General features: G+C 64.8%; 17 protein-coding genes. 11 read left to right on the forward strand and 6 right to left on the reverse strand.

Going from position 1 to position 17,247, the window contains the following annotated elements:
* The first annotated feature begins 109 nt into the window (after positions 1–109).
* From ACODSP_RS16170 to ACODSP_RS16205, 8 genes are all read left to right on the forward strand, one after another.
* Positions 110–1,588, forward strand: a complete 1,479-nt coding sequence (locus ACODSP_RS16170; RefSeq protein ID WP_488966683.1) for an FAD-linked oxidase C-terminal domain-containing protein — start codon at positions 110–112, stop codon at positions 1,586–1,588.
* 195 nt (positions 1,589–1,783) lie between these two features.
* Complete coding sequence (locus ACODSP_RS16175) at positions 1,784–3,391, forward strand: ABC transporter substrate-binding protein (RefSeq protein ID WP_488966596.1); 1,608 nt, start codon at positions 1,784–1,786, stop codon at positions 3,389–3,391.
* Positions 3,392–3,401: 10 nt separating this feature from the next.
* Positions 3,402–4,412 carry an ABC transporter permease subunit gene (locus ACODSP_RS16180; RefSeq protein WP_488966597.1) on the forward strand — a complete coding sequence of 337 codons (1,011 nt, stop codon included), beginning with the start codon at positions 3,402–3,404 and terminating at the stop codon, positions 4,410–4,412.
* Positions 4,413–4,611: 199 nt separating this feature from the next.
* A complete protein-coding gene (locus tag ACODSP_RS16185) occupies positions 4,612–5,460 on the forward strand; it encodes an ABC transporter permease subunit (protein ID WP_488966598.1) in 849 nt (282 codons plus the stop codon).
* 9 nt (positions 5,461–5,469) lie between these two features.
* Positions 5,470–6,429: an ABC transporter ATP-binding protein gene (locus tag ACODSP_RS16190; RefSeq protein ID WP_488966599.1), complete on the forward strand. Its 960-nt coding sequence runs from the start codon at positions 5,470–5,472 to the stop codon at positions 6,427–6,429.
* Between the two features lie 178 nt (positions 6,430–6,607).
* The gene (locus ACODSP_RS16195; RefSeq protein WP_488966600.1) at positions 6,608–7,564 is read left to right on the forward strand and encodes a peptide ABC transporter ATP-binding protein; all 957 of its coding nucleotides are present in this window, start codon (positions 6,608–6,610) and stop codon (positions 7,562–7,564) included.
* A gap of 71 nt (positions 7,565–7,635) precedes the next feature.
* Entirely contained in the window at positions 7,636–8,517 is an 882-nt protein-coding gene (locus tag ACODSP_RS16200; protein WP_488966601.1) for an SPFH domain-containing protein, read from the forward strand.
* 14 nt (positions 8,518–8,531) lie between these two features.
* Positions 8,532–8,717 (forward strand): type II toxin-antitoxin system antitoxin, encoded by a 186-nt coding sequence (locus tag ACODSP_RS16205; protein WP_054165759.1) that lies wholly within the window; start codon positions 8,532–8,534, stop codon positions 8,715–8,717.
* 3 nt (positions 8,718–8,720) lie between these two features.
* Here ACODSP_RS16205 and ACODSP_RS16210 read toward each other — a convergent pair whose 3' ends face one another.
* Together ACODSP_RS16210 and ACODSP_RS16215 are read right to left on the reverse strand one after the other, a co-directional pair.
* Positions 8,721–9,278, reverse strand: coding sequence for a molecular chaperone DnaJ (locus ACODSP_RS16210; RefSeq protein WP_488966602.1), 558 nt, complete (start codon positions 9,276–9,278; stop codon positions 8,721–8,723).
* Positions 9,279–9,286: 8 nt separating this feature from the next.
* Positions 9,287–10,399: a cysteine desulfurase family protein gene (locus tag ACODSP_RS16215; protein WP_488966603.1), complete on the reverse strand. Its 1,113-nt coding sequence runs from the start codon at positions 10,397–10,399 to the stop codon at positions 9,287–9,289.
* 313 nt (positions 10,400–10,712) lie between these two features.
* Here ACODSP_RS16215 and ACODSP_RS16220 point away from each other — a divergent pair, with 313 nt between their 5' ends.
* On the forward strand, positions 10,713–11,375 hold the full coding sequence (locus tag ACODSP_RS16220; protein WP_054165761.1) for an alpha/beta hydrolase: 663 nt from the start codon (positions 10,713–10,715) through the stop codon (positions 11,373–11,375).
* A gap of 158 nt (positions 11,376–11,533) precedes the next feature.
* Here ACODSP_RS16220 and galU read toward each other — a convergent pair whose 3' ends face one another.
* Positions 11,534–12,403 carry a UTP--glucose-1-phosphate uridylyltransferase GalU gene (galU, locus tag ACODSP_RS16225; RefSeq protein ID WP_488966684.1) on the reverse strand — a complete coding sequence of 290 codons (870 nt, stop codon included), beginning with the start codon at positions 12,401–12,403 and terminating at the stop codon, positions 11,534–11,536.
* 331 nt (positions 12,404–12,734) lie between these two features.
* On the opposite strand from galU, the gene ACODSP_RS16230 reads away from it, so the two are divergent.
* Positions 12,735–13,391, forward strand: a complete 657-nt coding sequence (locus ACODSP_RS16230; RefSeq protein WP_488966604.1) for a LuxR C-terminal-related transcriptional regulator — start codon at positions 12,735–12,737, stop codon at positions 13,389–13,391.
* A 22-nt stretch (positions 13,392–13,413) separates the two neighbouring features.
* A complete protein-coding gene (locus tag ACODSP_RS16235; protein ID WP_488966605.1) occupies positions 13,414–14,352 on the forward strand; it encodes an SAM-dependent methyltransferase in 939 nt (312 codons plus the stop codon).
* Between the two features lie 106 nt (positions 14,353–14,458).
* Here ACODSP_RS16235 and ACODSP_RS16240 read toward each other — a convergent pair whose 3' ends face one another.
* The 3 genes from ACODSP_RS16240 to ACODSP_RS16250 form a co-directional block, all read right to left on the reverse strand.
* Positions 14,459–15,640 carry an aspartyl/asparaginyl beta-hydroxylase domain-containing protein gene (locus ACODSP_RS16240; RefSeq protein WP_488966606.1) on the reverse strand — a complete coding sequence of 394 codons (1,182 nt, stop codon included), beginning with the start codon at positions 15,638–15,640 and terminating at the stop codon, positions 14,459–14,461.
* 349 nt (positions 15,641–15,989) lie between these two features.
* Positions 15,990–16,322, reverse strand: coding sequence for a DUF1905 domain-containing protein (locus ACODSP_RS16245; RefSeq protein ID WP_488966607.1), 333 nt, complete (start codon positions 16,320–16,322; stop codon positions 15,990–15,992).
* A gap of 9 nt (positions 16,323–16,331) precedes the next feature.
* A complete protein-coding gene (locus ACODSP_RS16250; protein WP_488966608.1) occupies positions 16,332–17,240 on the reverse strand; it encodes an AraC family transcriptional regulator in 909 nt (302 codons plus the stop codon).
* Between the last annotated feature and the right edge of the window lie 7 nt (positions 17,241–17,247).

A 17,247-nucleotide genomic window follows, 5' to 3' on the forward strand; every position in this document is an offset into this window, starting at 1 on the left:
CAGGAACCGCGCCTTTCGGCGCGGTTTTCGCATTTGGGGGTTCCGCATCTCCCCAACCCTGTCGCATGGTGTGGGCACAGGTCCCAGCCGATGATGCGCCATGCCCACGATGCCCGCCCCCGATCCCGCTGCCCTGTCCAAGGGGCCTGAGCTGCTGCGCCGGCTGCGCGCGGCTGTGCCCGGCGGCGTGATCGCGGACGAGGCGTCGCTGCGCACCTATGATACCGACGCGTTATCCGCCTATCGCCAGATGCCTATGCTGGTCACCCTGCCGCGCAGCACGGCGGAGGTGGCGTCCGTGCTGCGTATCTGTCACGCGATGGGGGTGAAGGTGGTGCCGCGCGGGGCCGGCACCGGCCTGTCGGGCGGTGCCCTGCCGCTGGCCGATGGGGTGCTGCTGGTCCTGACCAAGCTGTCGCGCATCCTGGAGATCGATTACGACAACCGCGCCGTTTTGGTGCAGCCGGGCGTGACCAACCTGGCCATCAGCGAGGCGGTGGGCGAGCGTGGCTTTTATTATGCGCCCGACCCGTCATCGCAGATCGCCTGTTCCATCGGCGGCAATGTCGCGGAAAATTCCGGCGGGGTGCATTGCCTTAAATATGGTGTGACGGCCAACAACCTGCTGGGCGTGGAATTCGTCACCATGGCGGGTGAGGTCTTGCGTCTGGGCGGCAAGCATCTCGATTCGGGCCATTACGATCTGCTGGGTGTCATCACCGGATCGGAGGGGCTGCTGGGTGTCGTGACAGAGGTGACGGTGCGCATCCTGCCCAGGCCGCCTGTGGCCCGCGCCCTGCTGGTCGGGTTTGACCGGACCGTGGATGCCGGCGACGCCGTGGCCGCCATCATTGCGGCGGGCATCATCCCCGCAGGTATGGAGATGATGGACCGCCCGGCCATCCACGCGGCGGAGGATTTCGTGAAGGCAGGCTATCCGCGCGATGTGGAGGCGCTGCTGATTGTGGAGCTGGACGGGCCGGCGGCGGAGGTCGATGCCCTGATCGCACAGGTGGCCGAGATCACGACCGCCCATCAGGGCCGTCCGCCAAGACTTTCCAGCAGCGAATCGGAGCGGTTGGCCTTTTGGGCGGGTCGCAAGGCGGCCTTTCCCGCCGTGGGGCGGATCAGCCCGGACTACATTTGCATGGATGGCACTATCCCGCGCAAGGCGCTGCCCACCGTCCTGTCGCGTATGGCGGCGATGGAGGGGGAGTTCGGCCTGCGCGCCGCCAATGTCTTCCATGCCGGCGACGGCAACCTGCATCCGCTGATCCTGTTTGATGCCAACAAGCCGGGCGAGTTAGAGAAGGTGGAGGCGTTCGGCGCCGCCATCCTGCGCCTGTGCGTGGAGGTGGGCGGGGTGCTGACCGGCGAACATGGGGTGGGCATCGAAAAGCGTGACCTGATGCCCGTTCAGTTCAGCGCGGAAGATCTGGAACAGCAGACGCGCCTGAAATGCGCCTTCGATCCGGATGGTCTTCTGAACCCCGGCAAGCTGTTCCCCGCCCTGCATCGCTGCGCCGATAGTGGCTGGATGCGGGTGGAGGGTGGGCGGCTGCCGTTCGAGGGGATACCGCGATTCTGAGTTTCGTAGCGCGGATTAGCGCAGCGTAATCCGCGGAAACCCCGGCTGATCATATCCCGCGGATTACGCTGCGCTAATCCGCGCTACGCATTGACGCCCCCCGTTGCCCCTGTTCTACTGCACCGCAATGCATGGCGCGCAGGGCGGACATACCCTGATCGTGCCCGACAAGAATGATGGCGGACGGGGTTCAGCATGGGTCGTGGAACGTGGCGTTACGCCATGATGGCGGGTGCCTTGGTGGCAGGTTTGGCCGGACCGGCCTGGGCGGCGCCCAAGATTCTGGTCTATTGTGCCGAGGGCAGCCCGGAAAATTTCAATGCGGCGCTGAATACCTCGGGCACCACCTTTGACGCTACACGGCCCCTCTTTGACGGGTTGGTGAAGTTCGAACGCGGCACAACCAGGATCGTGCCGGCCCTGGCCGAACGCTGGGAAATCTCGCCCGACGGGCTGACCTATACCTTCCATCTGCGCCGCAGCGTCAAATGGCAATCCTTCAAGGATTACAAGCCGACGCGCGATTTCAACGCCGATGACGTGCTGTTCAGCCTGAACCGGCAATGGAAGGCCGACCACCCGTACCATTCCATCTCCGGTGGCGGGTACGCCTTCTTCAAAAGCATGGGGCTGGGTGACCTGCTGAAGACGGTGGAAAAGCTGGACGATTACACTGTCCGAATCACCCTGACCAAGCCGGAAGCACCGTTCCTGGCCGATCTGGGCATGGATTTCGCCAATATTACCTCGGCTGAATATGCCGACTTCCTGATGAAGAAGGGCACGCCGGAACGCTATGACCAGGACCCGGTCGGCACCGGCCCCTTCCGCTTCGTCGTTTATCAGAAGGATGCGCAGGTAAGGTATCGGCGGTTTGATGAGCATTGGGGTGGCAAGACGCCGCTGGATAATCTGGTCTTCGCCATCACGCCCGATGCCGCCGTGCGCTATGCCAAGCTGAAGGCGGGTGAATGCCACCTGATCCCCTATCCCAACCCGCCCGACCTGCCGGCGATATCCAAGGACCCCAATCTGACCCTGATGCAGATGGAGGGGCTGAATGTCGGCTATCTGGCTTTCCAGACGCTGAAGAAGCCGTTTGATGACAAGCGGGTAAGACAGGCCATCAACATGGCCGTGGACCGCAAGGCCATCCTGGATCAGGTGTTCCAGGGCAGCGGCAAGCCCGCCAAAAACCCCATCCCGCCGGGCGTCTTCGGTTATCTGGCCGACAATAAGGACTATCCCTACGACCCGACCAAGGCGAAGGCCCTGCTGGCCGAGGCGGGATATCCCAACGGCTTTGAAACCGACCTTTACGCCATGCCTGTCCAGCGCCCCTACAACCCCAATGCGCGGCGCATGGCGGAGATCATCCAGGCCGATCTGGCCAAGATCGGCGTGAAGGTGAAGATCGTCAGCTTTGAATGGGGCGAGTATCGCAAGCGCATCCAGGATGGCGACCATCAGATGGCGCTCTATGGCTGGACCGGCGACAATGGCGACCCCGACAATTTCATGTACAACCTTCTGGGCTGTGCCGCGGCAAAGACCAGCGGCAGCAACATCGCCAAATGGTGCCACCAGCCTTATGAGGATCTGGTCCTGAAGGCCAAGCAGGTGCCCGATCAGGCCGCCCGCGCCAAGCTCTATGAGCAGGCGCAACGCGTCTTCAAGGAAGAGGCCCCCTGGGTCACCATCGCCCATTCTGTGGTGTTCGAGCCGGTGTCGAAGAAGGTGATCGGTTACAAACAAAGCCCCTTCAACCGCCATCAGTTCGATGGGGTGGATATGGCGGAGTGAGGGGCGCCCCATGCTGAAATTCATCGCCACCCGCATCGCCCTGCTGATCCCCACTTTCCTGGGCGTGACCTTGCTGGCCTTTTTCCTGATCCGGCTGGTGCCCGGCGACCCGATTGAGGTGCGGTTGGGGGAGCGCGGGATTGATCCGGCGCGGCTGGAGGAGATGCGGGCGCAGTTGGGCCTCAACAAGCCGCTGCTGGAGCAATATGCCGACTATCTGACTGGCGTGATGACGGGCGATCTGGGCAAGTCCCTGATCACCCAGACACCGGTACTGCATGAATTTGCCGAACTGTTCCCGGCCACCATCGAACTGTCGCTCTGCGCCATCCTGTTTGCCCTGATCATCGGCTTGCCGGCAGGGGTGCTGGCGGCGGTGAAGCGGGGTGGGCCGCTGGATCATGGGGTGATGGCAGCCAGCCTGACCGGCTATTCCATGCCCATCTTCTGGTGGGGGCTGCTGCTGATCCTGCTTTTCTCCGTCATCCTGGGCTGGACGCCGGTTAGCGGGCGGCTGTCGGCGGCATACTACGTCGAGCCGGTGACGGGCTTTCTGCTGATCGACAGTTTGATGTCGGAGGAAGAGGGGGCGTTTTTGGACGCGCTGCACCACCTTGTCCTGCCGTCCATCGTGTTGGGCACCATCCCGCTGGCCGTCATCGCGCGCATGACGCGGTCATCCATGCTGGAGGTGCTGGGCGAGGATTATATCCGGACCGCACGGGCCAAGGGGCTGGGCCTGTTCCGCATCGTGGGGCTGCATGCCCTGCGCAACGCCATGATCCCGGTGGTCACCGTCATCGGGCTGCAGGTGGGCACGCTTCTGGCCGGTGCCATCCTGACAGAGACGATCTTCGCCTGGCCCGGCATCGGTAAATGGCTGATCGAAAGCATCAACCGGCGGGACTATCCGGCCCTGCAGGGCGGGGTGCTGCTGATCGCCTGTGTGGTCATGTTGGTCAATCTGGCGGTTGACCTTCTCTACGGCCTGCTCAACCCCCGCATCCGGCACGCGACATGAGGGAGAGGTTGGTGGTGTGCGTTGTTCCCTCACCCTCCCAAACGCTGACGCGTTCGGGCCCCTCCCTCTCCCGCAAGCGGGCGAGGGGTGAAATTTCTCCCCTCGCCCACGAAGGTGGGAGAGGGAGGGGCCCGGGCCGGAAGGCCTGGGAGGGTGAGGGGGCCAGATCGGGTGAGGGCACAACGCCATGAACAGCCCCATGTCCGAATTCTGGAGCCACTTTCGCCGCAACAGGGGCGCCGTGCTGGGACTGATCATCGTCTTGGCGCTGTCCTTCGCCGCCATCTTCGCCGATTTCGTCGCCCCTTATGATCCGGCGGAACAGTTCCGCAACTTCGTGCTGCTGCCGCCGGTCTGGGTGGAGGGGGGAAGCTGGGCCTTCCCGCTGGGCACCGATGATATCGGACGCGATATGCTGTCCCGGTTGATCCACGGGGCGCGGCTGTCGCTGTTCATCGGGTTGCTGGTGGTGACCCTGTCGCTGGTGGTCGGTGTGGCGCTCGGGCTTCTGGCCGGGTTCTATGGTGGGGCGTCGGATACGCTGATCGCGCGCTTCATGGATATATTGCTGGCCCTGCCGTCCTTGCTGCTGGCCATTGTCGTGGCCGCCATCCTGGGACCGGGGCTGGTGAATGCGGCCATTGCCGTGTCGGTGGTGATCGTCCCGCACTATGCCCGCCTGACACGCGCCTCCGTCATGGCGGAACGCGGGCGAGAATATGTGACGGCGGCGCGGCTGGCGGGGGCCAGCGATACCCGCCTGATGCTGGTTACCATCCTGCCCAACTGTGCGGCCCCGCTGATCGTACAGGCGACATTGGGCTTCTCCACCGCCATCCTGGATGCGGCGGCGCTGGGCTTCCTGGGGCTGGGCGCGCAACCGCCGACGCCGGAATGGGGGACGATGCTGTCCTCCTCGCTGCAATTCCTGCAGCGCGCCTGGTGGGTGGTGACCTTTCCGGGGCTTTCCATCCTGGTCACGGTGCTGGCCTTCAACCTGATGGGCGACGGGTTGCGCGATGCGCTGGACCCGAAGCTGAAGCGCTGAGGGGGGACCATGCCGTTACTCGACATTAAGGACCTGTCCGTCAGTTTTGCCACCGGGCGTGGCCCCTTCCGCGCCGTGGACGGTATCGACCTTTCCGTGGAGCCCGGCGAGGTGCTGGGCATCGTGGGCGAAAGTGGGTCGGGCAAGTCCGTCACCTCGCTGGCCGTGCTGGGCTTGCTGGCCGACAATGCCAGCGTCACGGCGGGCCGCATGCAGTTCGACGGCCAGGATTTGCTGGCCCTGTCGCCCGGGGCCCGCCGCCGCCTGAATGGCGGGCAGGTGGCGATGATCTTTCAGGAGCCGATGAGCAGCCTGAACCCCTGCTTCACCGTCGGATTCCAGATCGGAGAGACGCTGGCCCAGCATGAAGGCCTGTCGGGCAAGGCGCTGCGCCACCGCTGTATCGCGCTGCTGGAACAGGTGGGCATTCCTGCGCCAGAGACACGCCTGTCGGCCTTTCCGCACCAATTGTCGGGCGGGATGAGCCAGCGGGTGATGATCGCCATGGCCATCGCCTGCAACCCGCGCCTGCTGATCGCCGATGAGCCGACCACGGCCCTGGACGTCACCATCCAGCGCCAGATCCTGGATCTGCTGCGCGATCTGCAACGGGAACGCGGCATGGCCATGATCCTGATCACCCATGACATGGGCGTGGTGGCCGAAAGCGCCCGCCGGGTCCAGGTGATGTATGCCGGCCAGGTGGTGGAAAACCGCCCGGCAGACAGCCTGTTCGCCAGCCCGCGCCACCCCTACACGGCGGCCCTGTTGGACGCGCTGCCTGAACGGGCCGTGGGCCGGCGGCGCCTGCCCACCATTGCCGGCACCGTGCCGGGCATCAGCGACCGTCCCGCGGGGTGCCTGTTCCAGCCACGCTGCGGCCTTGCCGATGAACGCTGTGGCATACGTCCGCCGCTGCTGGCCGATGGCGATGGCTGGACGCGCTGCGTGCGGATGGGGGAAAGATGATGGCGGCTTTTCCCCTCACCCTCCCACCCGCTGACGCGGGCGGGCCCCTCCCTCACCCGCAGGCGGGCGAGGGGCAAACTTCTCCCCTCGCCCACGAAGGTGGGAGAGGGAGGGGCCCGTTGGCGCCAGCCAAGGGGAGGGTGAGGGAACACCGCCCCCGCCATGCCGGAGGCCGCCCATGACCATCATCCTGGAAGCCCGCGACCTGAAGTGCCATTACCGCGTCAAACGCGGCCTGTTCCGCCCGCCAGCCATTGTGAAGGCCTTGGATGGCGCCAGCTTCACCGTTACCGCCGGAAAAACCCTGGCGGTCGTAGGCGAAAGCGGCTGTGGTAAATCCACCCTTGCCCGCCTGCTGACCCGGATCGAGGTGCCGACAGCAGGCAGCCTGCATTTCGACGGGCGCGATATCACATCCGTGCCCAAGGCCGATGAGAAGGCCCTGCGCCGGGCCGTGCAGATGGTATTCCAGAACCCCTATGGGTCGCTGAATCCACGGCAGAAGGTGGCGGATATCCTGGCCGAACCGCTGCTGATCAACACCGACATGCCCAAGGCGGAACGCCGCGACCGGGCCGTCGCCATGATGGCGAAGGTCGGCCTGCGCCCCGATCAGGCCGATCGTTATCCCCATATGTTCAGCGGCGGGCAGCGGCAGCGCATCGCCATCGCCCGCGCCCTGATGCTGGACCCGCGCGTGGTGGTGGCGGATGAACCTGTCTCGGCGCTGGACATCTCCATCCAGGCGCAGGTCTTGAACCTGATGATGGATCTGCAGGATGAATTCGCCCTCGCCTATGTCTTCATCAGCCATGATCTGTCCGTCGTCCGCCATATCGCGGATGAGGTGATGGTGATGTATCTGGGCCGGCCCGTGGAGCAGGGGCCGAAGGATGCGATCTTCTCCGATCCACGCCACCCCTATACACGTGCCCTGCTGGCCGCCATGCCGCGTGTCCATCGCGGTGGGGCCGCCGATGCACTGCCGCTGTCGGGCGAATTGCCCAGCCCCATGGACCCCCCGCCCGGTTGTGCCTTCCATAAACGCTGCCCGCTGGCCCAGCCCCGCTGTGCGCAGGAGGTGCCGGAGCCGCGCGTGGCGGACGGGCGGATGGTGGCCTGCCATCTGGTGTGAGTGAATCCCCTTGCATCTACGCTTCAAAGTGATATCAAATTTATATCACTTTGAAGCGTGGGGGGATCATAATGCAGAATTCACAACAGATCGGTGACCGGGACGTATTGCCGCCCAATGGTCTGGCCATGCTGGCCATCACCTTCCTTGGGATGATCCTGGGCATTGCCCTGACGATCATGAGTTTCAAGGCCGGCAATGGCGCCGTGTCGCTGCTCTGGATAGTGCTGACGGTGTTCAGCCTGTTCATGATGTGCGGCCTGTTCATCGTGCAGCCCAATCAGGCTGTGGCCCTGACCCTGTTCGGGGATTATCGAGGAACGGTCGGCACGCCTGGTCTGCGCTGGGTCAACCCGTTCGTCGCCAAGAACCGCGTCTCCCTGCGTGTGCACAATTTCGAGACCGGAACCTTGAAGGTGAACGACGCCGATGGCAGCCCCATCGAGATCGGGGCCATCGTTGTCTGGCAGGTCACGGACACGGCGGAGGCCCTGTTCAATGTCGAGGATTATAAGGGCTATGTCTCGATCCAGGCCGAATCGGCCCTGCGCCTGATCGCCACCTCCTACCCTTATGATGATCATGGCGGCGGCGCCCTGTCGCTGCGCGGCAATGGCGAGGAAGTGTCCGACCACCTGCAACGCGCCATCCATGAACGGCTGGCCCAGGCGGGTATCAAGGTGGTGGAGGCGCGTATCAGTCACCTCGCCTATGCGCCGGAAATCGCCAGCGCCATGTTGCAGCGCCAGCAGGCCAGTGCCATCGTCGCCGCCCGCGCCAAGATCGTGGAAGGGGCCGTGGGCATGGTGGAAATGGCGCTGGATCAGCTGGCCGCCCGCTCCGTGGTTCATCTGGACGATGAGCGCAAGGCGCACATGGTGTCGAACCTGCTGGTCGTGCTGTGCGGCGACCGGGCGACGCAGCCCGTGGTGAATGCTGGCACGCTTTATTGAATAGAGGACAGGTCTTGGCGGAGAAGAAGGCATATCCGCTGCGCATCGGCGCAGACGTGCTGGAGGCCATGCAGCGCTGGGCCGATGATGACCTGCGCAGCCTGAACGCCCAGATCGAATATGTGCTGCGGGCCCAGTTGCGTCAGGCCGGGCGGTTGCGACCGCCGGTCCCGACGCCGGCGGTGGAGGAGAAGGAGTAGGGGTTACCCCAGCCGCCGCGCGGCCTCCACCGCCAGAGCCATGGCCTCCACCCGCGTCAGGCGTGTGGCGGCCAGTGCCAGATCACCCAGGCGGAATGCGTCCAGCAGCAGGCGCAATTCTGCCGCCATCTCATCCTTTACCGCCGCCAGGGTTCGCGCCCGGCTGCCGGCATCCGGGGCGGCGGCGACGGCGATTTCCCATTGGCCGCCGGTGGTGGGCCGGGCGGCGGCCGCGTCGGCAAGGTCCAGCAGGGCGCGGGCGCGTGCCGCCGGATCGCGCAGAATGGCCGCCGCCTTTTCCCGTGCGGTCCGCTGCGCCGATGCCAGTTCCTGGGCCCGTTCGCCTTTTTCCTGAAACCGCGCCGGGGCCAGGATGCGGGTGAAGCCAGCCAGTTGCCGTTCGATGGAGGCGACATCCAGCTCAAAACTCGCGGCCACGCCCAGCAGGGTGAAGGGATCAACCTCCCCCGGTGGCTGGATCGACCCGCAGCCATGGCAGAACAGGGCGCGGGGAGAAACGTCGCCGGCGCAGTGCCAGCAGGGCAGGGTATGTTCCAACATCGGGTCTTTCAGGCGGCGGGCCGGGCGCGGGCGGCAAGGGGCAGGTAGCAGGCAAGGAACCGGTTGATATCGTCCGGTCGCGTGTCCCATCCCAGGCTGACCCGGATCGCCGATCCGGCAATGGCTTCATCAAATCCCATGGCGGCCAGGACGGGGGAGGTCTTGACCTTGCCTGACGAGCAGGCCGATCCGGCACTGACGGCGATGCCGGCCAGATCGAAGGCCATCAACTGGCTGTTGGCCGGCTGGCCGGGCAAGGCCAGGCAGCTGGTATTGGCCACACGCGGGCCGTCGGCCCCGATCACGCGCACCCAGGGGGCTGCCTCCATGACCGCCTGTTCCAGCCGGTCGCGCAGTGCAGCCAGGGCCTGATAGTCCACCAGTCCGTCACGGGCCGCCGCTGCCGCCGCGCCGAATCCGGCGATGCCGGCCACATTTTCCGTCCCGGCCCGCGTGCGCCGTTCCTGTCCACCGCCGCGCAGCAGGGGGGAGAGCGGGATCGACGGTGCCGTCAGCAGCGCCCCCACCCCCTGCGGTCCCCCGATCTTGTGCGCCGACAGGGTGACAAGGTCGAGGCCCAGTGCCGTGACATCGAACGGGATACGGCCCACTGCCTGCACCGCGTCGCTGTGCAGCCAGCTGCCATGCCGGTGGACCAGGGCGGCGATATCGGCCAGCGGCTGGATGATCCCCGTCTCGCTATTGACCGCCTGCACGCTGACCAGCGCCGGACCTGCGCGCAGCAGCCCTTCCAGTGCGTCGAGATCGATGATGCCGTTGGCCCGCACGGGGATGACCGCGCTGTCCGGGCCGGCGCATTCCAGCACCGATGGATGTTCCGTGGCGCCCAGAAGCAGGCGGCGGCCCTGCCGCGCGGCCAGTGCCAGGGCCTGATTATTGGCCTCCGTCCCGCCGCCGGTGAAGGTGATCCAGGCCGCCGGAATGCCCGCCAGAGCGGCAACCTGATCGCGTGCATCCTCCACCATCCGGCGGGCCTTTCGCCCGAATCCGTGGATGGAGGATGGGTTTCCAACCAGGTCCAACGCCGCCACCATTGCGGCCCGCGCAGAGGTGCGCAGGGGGGCGGTGGCGTTCCAGTCAAGGTAAAGGGGGGACCGCATGGGCTGCTTTTCCGCCAAAGGCTTGAATTCCCCTGCGAAGAGGCTTGAACACGAATATGGGCGCTGTGGTATAGTCCCGCCTCATACCATCGCGGTCAATGCGATGGAACAGTCCCGTGGACGGCGGGGCGTGTCCGTTCCGGGCACGGTTCGACGGCCCACAACCGCCTGAGGCAGTCCTATAGAATGACAGGGATGGACGGTCAAGAATCGCCCCTCTACCAAGACCGCCCGGTCTTGGGTCGTTCGACAATCACTGCCACCCGCCTGTTGACGCTCGCCCCTTGCATGTCTGACCGGGACCGGTGAATCGATGCCTGACGTGATCATGAACGGCCCTGCCGGCCGTCTGGAAGGTCGCTACTCCCACAGCAAGGTGCCCAACGCGCCCATCGCCCTGCTGCTGCACCCGCATCCGCAGCATGGGGGGACGATGAATAACCGCATCGTCTATACGATGTTCCATGCCTTCACGAAGCGCGGCTTCTCCGCCCTGCGCTTCAACTTCCGGGGCGTGGGCCGCAGCCAGGGCACCTATGACCGGGGGGAGGGGGAACTGTCGGATGCCGCGTCGGCGCTGGACTGGCTGCAGACCTATAACCCCAACGCTTCGGCCTGCTGGATCGGCGGGTTCAGCTTTGGTGCCTGGATCGGCATGCAGCTGCTGATGCGCCGCCCGGAACTGGATGGGTTCCTGTCGGTGGCGCCGCCGGCCAACATGTTCGACTTCTCCTTCCTGGCCCCGTGCCCAGCCTCCGGCCTGATCGTGCATGGTGACCGGGACGAGATCGTGCCAGAGGCGTCGGTGACCCGGCTGGTGAACAAGCTGTCCTCGCAGAAGGACATCAAGATCGATTACCGCCGCGTCGAAGGCGCCAACCACTTCTTCAATGAGAAGTCGGAGGAGCTCGGCCGTCTGGTCGATGATTACCTGGACGTGGCCCTGACCAAGCCGATGGGCCCCAACGCGGCGTAAGGATGACGGGTGCAGCAAAAAGGGGCGGTCCTGCGACCACCCCTTTTTCATGTCTGCTCAACTGTAGCGCGGATTAGCGAAGCGTAATCCGCGGACCGGGGCGCGGCTTTCGCGGATTACGGCTGGTGCCTAATCCGCGCTACCACCTTACTTCCAGCTTACAGCATGTCCTTCAGCGCGGCCCGCACCTTGTCCGACATGTCGGGACGGTTCAGGGCGTAGGCGACATTGGCCAGCACGAAGCCCAGCTTGTCGCCGCAATCGAAGCGCTGGCCCTCGAACTTGAAGCCGTGGAAGGGCTGGTTGCCGATCAGTTTGGCCATGGCGTCGGTCAGCTGGATCTCGCCGCCCGCACCCTTTTCGAACACCGACAGGTGCTTGAACACTTCGGGCTGCAGGATATAGCGGCCCTGAATCGACAGGTTGCTTGGTGCCACCGCCGGGTCCGGCTTTTCCACCAGCCCCTTGACCGAGACCAGCTTGCCATCCTCCGACGCGATATCGAGGATGCCGTACTTGTTGGTCTGTTCGCGCGGCACCTCGAACACCGACAGCAGATTGCCGCCGACCTGTTCATAGGCCTCCATCATCTGCGCCATGCAGGGCTTGGTCCCCAGCACCTGCTCGTCGGGCAGCAGCACGGCAAACGGCTCGTTGCCCACGAATTCGCGGGCGCACCAGACGGCATGGCCCAGGCCCAGCGGCTGTGCCTGCCGCACATAGGAGAGGTAGCCCGATTCGATCTGGATATCCTCGACGATCTTCAGAAGATCGTTCTTGCCACGGCGGCGCAGCGTCTCGTTCAGCTCGTAATTCAGGTCGAAATGGTCTTCCAGCGGGCTCTTGCCGCGGCTGGTGACAAAGCAGAACTGGTCGATGCCGGCGGCCTTGGCCTCGTCCACGGCATGCTGGATCAGCGGCCGGTCGGCCAGCGGCAGCATCTCCTTGGGAATGGCCTTGGTGGCCGGCAGGAAGCGGGTACCCAGACCTGCGACCGGAAACACGGCCTTGCGCACTTTTTGCGGCATCTTGATCCCTGTATTGACAGCCATGATCGTCTCTAACCCCGCCGGTCACGATGCCGACGGTACCTTCGTCTTTTGTGGCACGTCCACCCCCTTTCCCGCAACATGGCCGCACGCGGCAGACAGGAAGGAGGACGACGATATCGATAACCTTCCAGCGCCGCTTTTGTGCCATCGATGCGGACAAAAGCGATGGTTGTCACAGACAACCTCAAGATTTTGATTTATTAAGGGTACGATGCTGTCCGTAAGATGGCGGGATACAGGCCCGTCATCTTGATCCGCGTGGGGCGGCGCGGGTGGATGGGTGTGATAATCGGGCTGGGAACGACTGATGAAAATCCTGATTGGTGACGACCATCTTCTGTTCCGTGAAGGTTTGTGCCGCCTGCTGACCCAATTGGATGACCAGGCCAGTTTTGTGGAGGCCGGGACCTTCGACGATGTTCTGTCCCTGGCCCGTGACGGGCAGGATTTCGATCTGGTCCTGCTGGATTTGCAGATGCCGGGCTTCCCTGGTTTCTCCGGCGTGCAGGAGATCTGCGAGGCGCAGGCCGGAACGCCCGTCGTCATCGTGTCGGCATCGGAGGCGCAGGCCGATGTGCGCGCCGCACTGGATGCCGGGGCGTCGGGCTATATCCCGAAATCCTCTTCGGTGAAGATCATGCTGTCGGCCCTTAACCTCATCTTCTCTGGCGGCATCTATGTGCCGCCGGCGGCCATCCTGGGTGATGGGCCGGGTGTGAGCAGCGGGGGTAGCGGGGCGTCGTCGGGCGGTGCGGCGGCGGGGGCGCCTGGCACCCCATCCCTGACGCAGCGGCAGCGCGATGTGCTGCGCTGCCTGCGCGAAGGCAAGTCGAACAAGCAGATCGCCTATGAGCTGGGCCTTTCCGAAGGCACCGTGAAGATCCATGTCACAGCCGTCATGCGCAGCCTAGGCGTGCGTAATCGCACGCAGGCTGTTATCGCGTCCGGTGACATTCCCACCTGATACGACCGGCGCGTTCTGATCCATGACCCATGATGATGTGACGGCCCCGACGGCAACGCCGCTCGGGGCCACCGCCTATCTGGCGGACGAGGAATTTCTGGAACACCTGCTGGTGGAGTTGGGCGACGTGCGGTCGGTCCATGGACGGCTGGTCATTGCCGATGGCCCGCCGCGCCCCGCCGCCTGGGCCCAGAATATCTGGTACGATCCCGTCCTGATTCCCATCCAGTCCATCAAGCAGGGGGCCAAGGCCCTGCGCGCCATCCAGCGCAACTGGGCGCTTTACGGGTTTCAGCATCACCGCCGGGCACAGCTGATCCAGGACAACCTGCCCCATGTCTCGGCCAAGCCGGTCAGTTTCTTCACGCCCCCGCCGACGGCGCCGCTGGGGTCATGGACGCTGCTGAATGAGAGCACAATCCTGGCGGCGGCGCATTGTTCCAGCCCTTACCGCAATGGTGAGATCGAGCTGATCGAGGACAAGGTCACCCCGCCCAACCGCGCCTATCTGAAGCTGTGGGAAGCCTTTACCCGCATCGGCTACACGCCCAAGCCGGGCGAACAATGTATTGATCTGGGTGCCTGCCCCGGCGGCTGGACCTGGGTGATGCAAAGCTGCGGTGCCAATGTCATTGCCGTGGACAAGGCCCCCCTGGACCCCAGGATCGCAGCCCTGCCCGGCGTCAGCGAACGGCGGGAAAGCGCCTTTGGCATCAAGCCGGCGGATATCGGTCCCGTCGACTGGCTGGCCTGTGACGTTATCTGCTACCCGTCACGGCTTTACCGCATGATCCAGGGCTGGCTCGATTCGGGTCTGGCCCAAAACTATATCTGCACCCTGAAATTCCAGGGGGAGACGGATCATGAAACGGCCCGCGCCTTCGCTGCCATTCCGGGCAGCCAACTGGTCCATCTCTGCCAGAACAAGCATGAGCTGACCTGGATCAAGCTGGGGGCGTAGGCGCTGCATTGCCGCGGATTACGCTGACGCTAATCCGCTGTACAAAAGCCCAATCATCGTCGGACGTAGCGCGGATTAGCGTCAGCGTAATCCGCGGGAACTCTTCTCAAGCCCCCCATTCCCCCGACCCGGCGCCGTAATCATCGATGGCGGCCAGCATGGCCGCCACCATCTCCCGCTCGGCCTGCGTCAGTTCCGGGCGCCAGACATCGAACAGCAGGACGACGCGCGTCTCGCCGCTATCGTTCCAGGCTTCATGTTCGACCGTGTCGTCGAAGACCCAGGCCTGACCCTCCCGCCATTCCCGCGTCTCATTGCCCACCCGGAACCGGCATTGGCCGGGCACGATCAGGGGCAGGTGGCAGATCAGCCGGGTATTGACGAAGCCCGTATGGGCCGGGATATGCGTGCCCGGCTTCAGCAGGGAAAACAGCACCGACGGCGCCCGGCCCCGGATGCCGGTCAGGGGAATGCCGTCCAGCGCCGCCGCCGTGGCGGGGCAGCGGGCGATGTTTTCGTCCTGTGGCACGCCATTCTTCCACAGGTAGAAGGCGCTCCAGTCCGGGTTGCCGCGCAGGCCCGACCGGTCCACCTGCGCCCGGTTGGCGCTGGCCTCCAGATAAGGCTGGAACGCCTCCGGCCGCTGCATGACGGCCCGCAATTCCTGGCGGATAGCGTCGGTCTGCGCCTCCAGCCCCTCCAGCCAGGGGAAGGCGGCGCGGTCGTAGAACTGTACCTGTGGCAGCTCCGGGAACAGGTAGGCCTGCGGCTGCTGATAATAGACCTGCCGCCGTCCGAACAGGATATCCAGCGAGCGGCCAAACCGTCCGCCGCCCATCTCCGCCCCGAACCCGGCCTGTTCCAGGCTGGACAGGAGATGCGCCTCAAACCGCTGGGCATAATCCTGCGTCGCCGCCTGCACCCGCCGCAGCTCCGCCACCAGATCGGGCGGCAGCTGTGCCGCCGGCGGGGCCGCGCGCAGGGCGTTGTTATAGAAGGAGGTAGCGGCCTTGTGGTCGCCCTGGCCCCCGAAATGATCCCCCTTTAGGATCAGCGCCCGCACATTGCGCGGGTCCAGCGCCAGCACCTTATCCAGAGCCGCCAACATGCCCGCCGCATCGCCGATACCCCGGCAGCCATAGGCCAGCCCCAGCCAGATGCCCAGATCGTTGGCCCCCATCGCCACCGCCTGCCCAAAACCCGCCTTGGCCCCGGCAAAATCCCCCCGCTTCAATGCCTCGGCCCCGGCGCGGGCATGGGGAGTGGGGTCGGCGGGACGGGTGAACATGGTGGCAATCCTGGCTGCGGGCTGCCTCCATTGGACGGGATTGGTTAAGCCGGCGTCAACCCTGTTTGGGGGCGGTCATTCGGAGGGGGCGGTGGTTCGGTCCCGAATGAACCGTGCCCGTGCAACAGAATGGAACGGAAAATCAGGGGGTGTTTCTTGGAGCCTTGCTGCCGGGACCGGCCCGGCACGGGCATGCAACGCCGTGAAACGGAAAACACACCCCTGTTGCAGGGGCACAGGCGGCATGGATGGAGAGGGGCGGCATTATGGGCGCATCATGCCATGAAATAGGAATAATGTCTGCAATCGGCTGCCTTGCCCGCAGCCGTCGCCCAGTTCACCGCCCTCGCTACCACTCCTCCATCCCATCCTTTGCCGCCACCTGAATGTCGACCGTTACCGTGTCGCCCAGGGCGACCCCGGCATTCTTTCTGACCACCACCTTAAGGGGCAGAAGATAGCCGCCATCCTTTTGGAACAGCGATGTTGTGAAGGCGGTGTCGTTCACCGATGCCTGCACCGGCACAACACCCCAGCCATAGCTGGCCAGCCGTGCCGCCCGTCGCACCGTCTCCACCAGATCGGATGGTACCGCGATGAAGAAGAACGGCGACGGTCCCCGCCATTCGATGACGGTGCCGGTGAAGCGGATATGGGCGAGGGGCGGGATGTCGGATGGCATGGCGGCAGTTTAGGGCAAAGGCGGCGATGGTGACAGGGGCCGCAGCGGCAGGAACAGTTCCGCCACCGTCTCATGCTCCGGCACTTCCGGGAAGAACCGCAGGCGCTGGCAGTAAAGCGGGAAGTCGCCCGGTTCCTCCCCGCTGGTGGGCAACCAGTCACGGTAAAGGAACAGGGCGGCGGGTTCCAGATTATGGGTATGGCCCACGACGCGCAGCACGGCACAGCGGCCACCGGGGATGATCCCCGGCGTCACATCCGGGTCGTCGGGCGCAATGGGCAGGTCGGTGCCGGCGCATAGATGCATGCGGTAATCGGCGGGATTGTCCGGCCGGCGTTCGGAAAACCAGACATTGAAGGTCTGGCTGTTGCCGGGATGCAGGCCCACGGATTTGCGCCAGGCGATAAAGCGCTGGATGGTGGCGGGCAGGGTGGCCGGGTCGCCGTGATGTTCCATGATGGCGACGGGCGTGGGGGCCACGGTGCGGATGGTGACATCGGCGGGCGTGAAACGCTGTTGCATCAGAAGGCTCCGTGCATGGTCGAGCGGGTCGAAGGCATCCATCCAGGGCCGCCAGTCGGGCGATTTGCGGAAATCGGAAGGGGATTGCCCGAACCGCTGCCGGAAGACGCGGGCAAAGGCGTCCGGCGCCTCATACCCCGCATCCAGCGCGATATCGGTCACGCTGTCCCCCTCGCGGTAGGCCAGCCGGTAGGAGGCGCGTTTCAGACGCGCCAACTGCACATAACGATGCAGCGACAGGCCGAAACTGGCCGTGAACAGCCGGTGGAAATGAAATTTCGAATAGGCGGCGACGCCGCTCAACCGGTCCAGGTCCAGCGCGTCATCCAGATGCTGGTCGATATGATCCAGCACCCGCAGCATCCGCGCCTGATGACGTCGAAGCGCCGGATTCATGGGGTTC

The sequence above is a fragment of the Niveispirillum sp. FG156 genome (genome assembly GCF_057809555.1).

Coding starts and splice junctions, on each gene's coding strand:
- ACODSP_RS16180 (WP_488966597.1), top strand. CDS start 3,402: ATGCTGAAATTCATCGCCACCCGCATCGCCCTGCTGATCCCCACTTTC.
- ACODSP_RS16210 (WP_488966602.1), bottom strand. CDS start 9,278: ATGTTGGAACATACCCTGCCCTGCTGGCACTGCGCCGGCGACGTTTCT.
- ACODSP_RS16250 (WP_488966608.1), bottom strand. CDS start 17,240: ATGAATCCGGCGCTTCGACGTCATCAGGCGCGGATGCTGCGGGTGCTG.
- ACODSP_RS16220 (WP_054165761.1), top strand. CDS start 10,713: ATGCCTGACGTGATCATGAACGGCCCTGCCGGCCGTCTGGAAGGTCGC.
- ACODSP_RS16185 (WP_488966598.1), top strand. CDS start 4,612: ATGTCCGAATTCTGGAGCCACTTTCGCCGCAACAGGGGCGCCGTGCTG.
- ACODSP_RS16175 (WP_488966596.1), top strand. CDS start 1,784: ATGGGTCGTGGAACGTGGCGTTACGCCATGATGGCGGGTGCCTTGGTG.
- ACODSP_RS16170 (WP_488966683.1), top strand. CDS start 110: ATGCCCGCCCCCGATCCCGCTGCCCTGTCCAAGGGGCCTGAGCTGCTG.
- ACODSP_RS16235 (WP_488966605.1), top strand. CDS start 13,414: ATGACCCATGATGATGTGACGGCCCCGACGGCAACGCCGCTCGGGGCC.
- galU (WP_488966684.1), bottom strand. CDS start 12,403: ATGCCGCAAAAAGTGCGCAAGGCCGTGTTTCCGGTCGCAGGTCTGGGT.
- ACODSP_RS16190 (WP_488966599.1), top strand. CDS start 5,470: ATGCCGTTACTCGACATTAAGGACCTGTCCGTCAGTTTTGCCACCGGG.
- ACODSP_RS16215 (WP_488966603.1), bottom strand. CDS start 10,399: ATGCGGTCCCCCCTTTACCTTGACTGGAACGCCACCGCCCCCCTGCGC.
- ACODSP_RS16200 (WP_488966601.1), top strand. CDS start 7,636: ATGCAGAATTCACAACAGATCGGTGACCGGGACGTATTGCCGCCCAAT.
- ACODSP_RS16230 (WP_488966604.1), top strand. CDS start 12,735: ATGAAAATCCTGATTGGTGACGACCATCTTCTGTTCCGTGAAGGTTTG.
- ACODSP_RS16245 (WP_488966607.1), bottom strand. CDS start 16,322: ATGCCATCCGACATCCCGCCCCTCGCCCATATCCGCTTCACCGGCACC.
- ACODSP_RS16195 (WP_488966600.1), top strand. CDS start 6,608: ATGACCATCATCCTGGAAGCCCGCGACCTGAAGTGCCATTACCGCGTC.
- ACODSP_RS16240 (WP_488966606.1), bottom strand. CDS start 15,640: ATGTTCACCCGTCCCGCCGACCCCACTCCCCATGCCCGCGCCGGGGCC.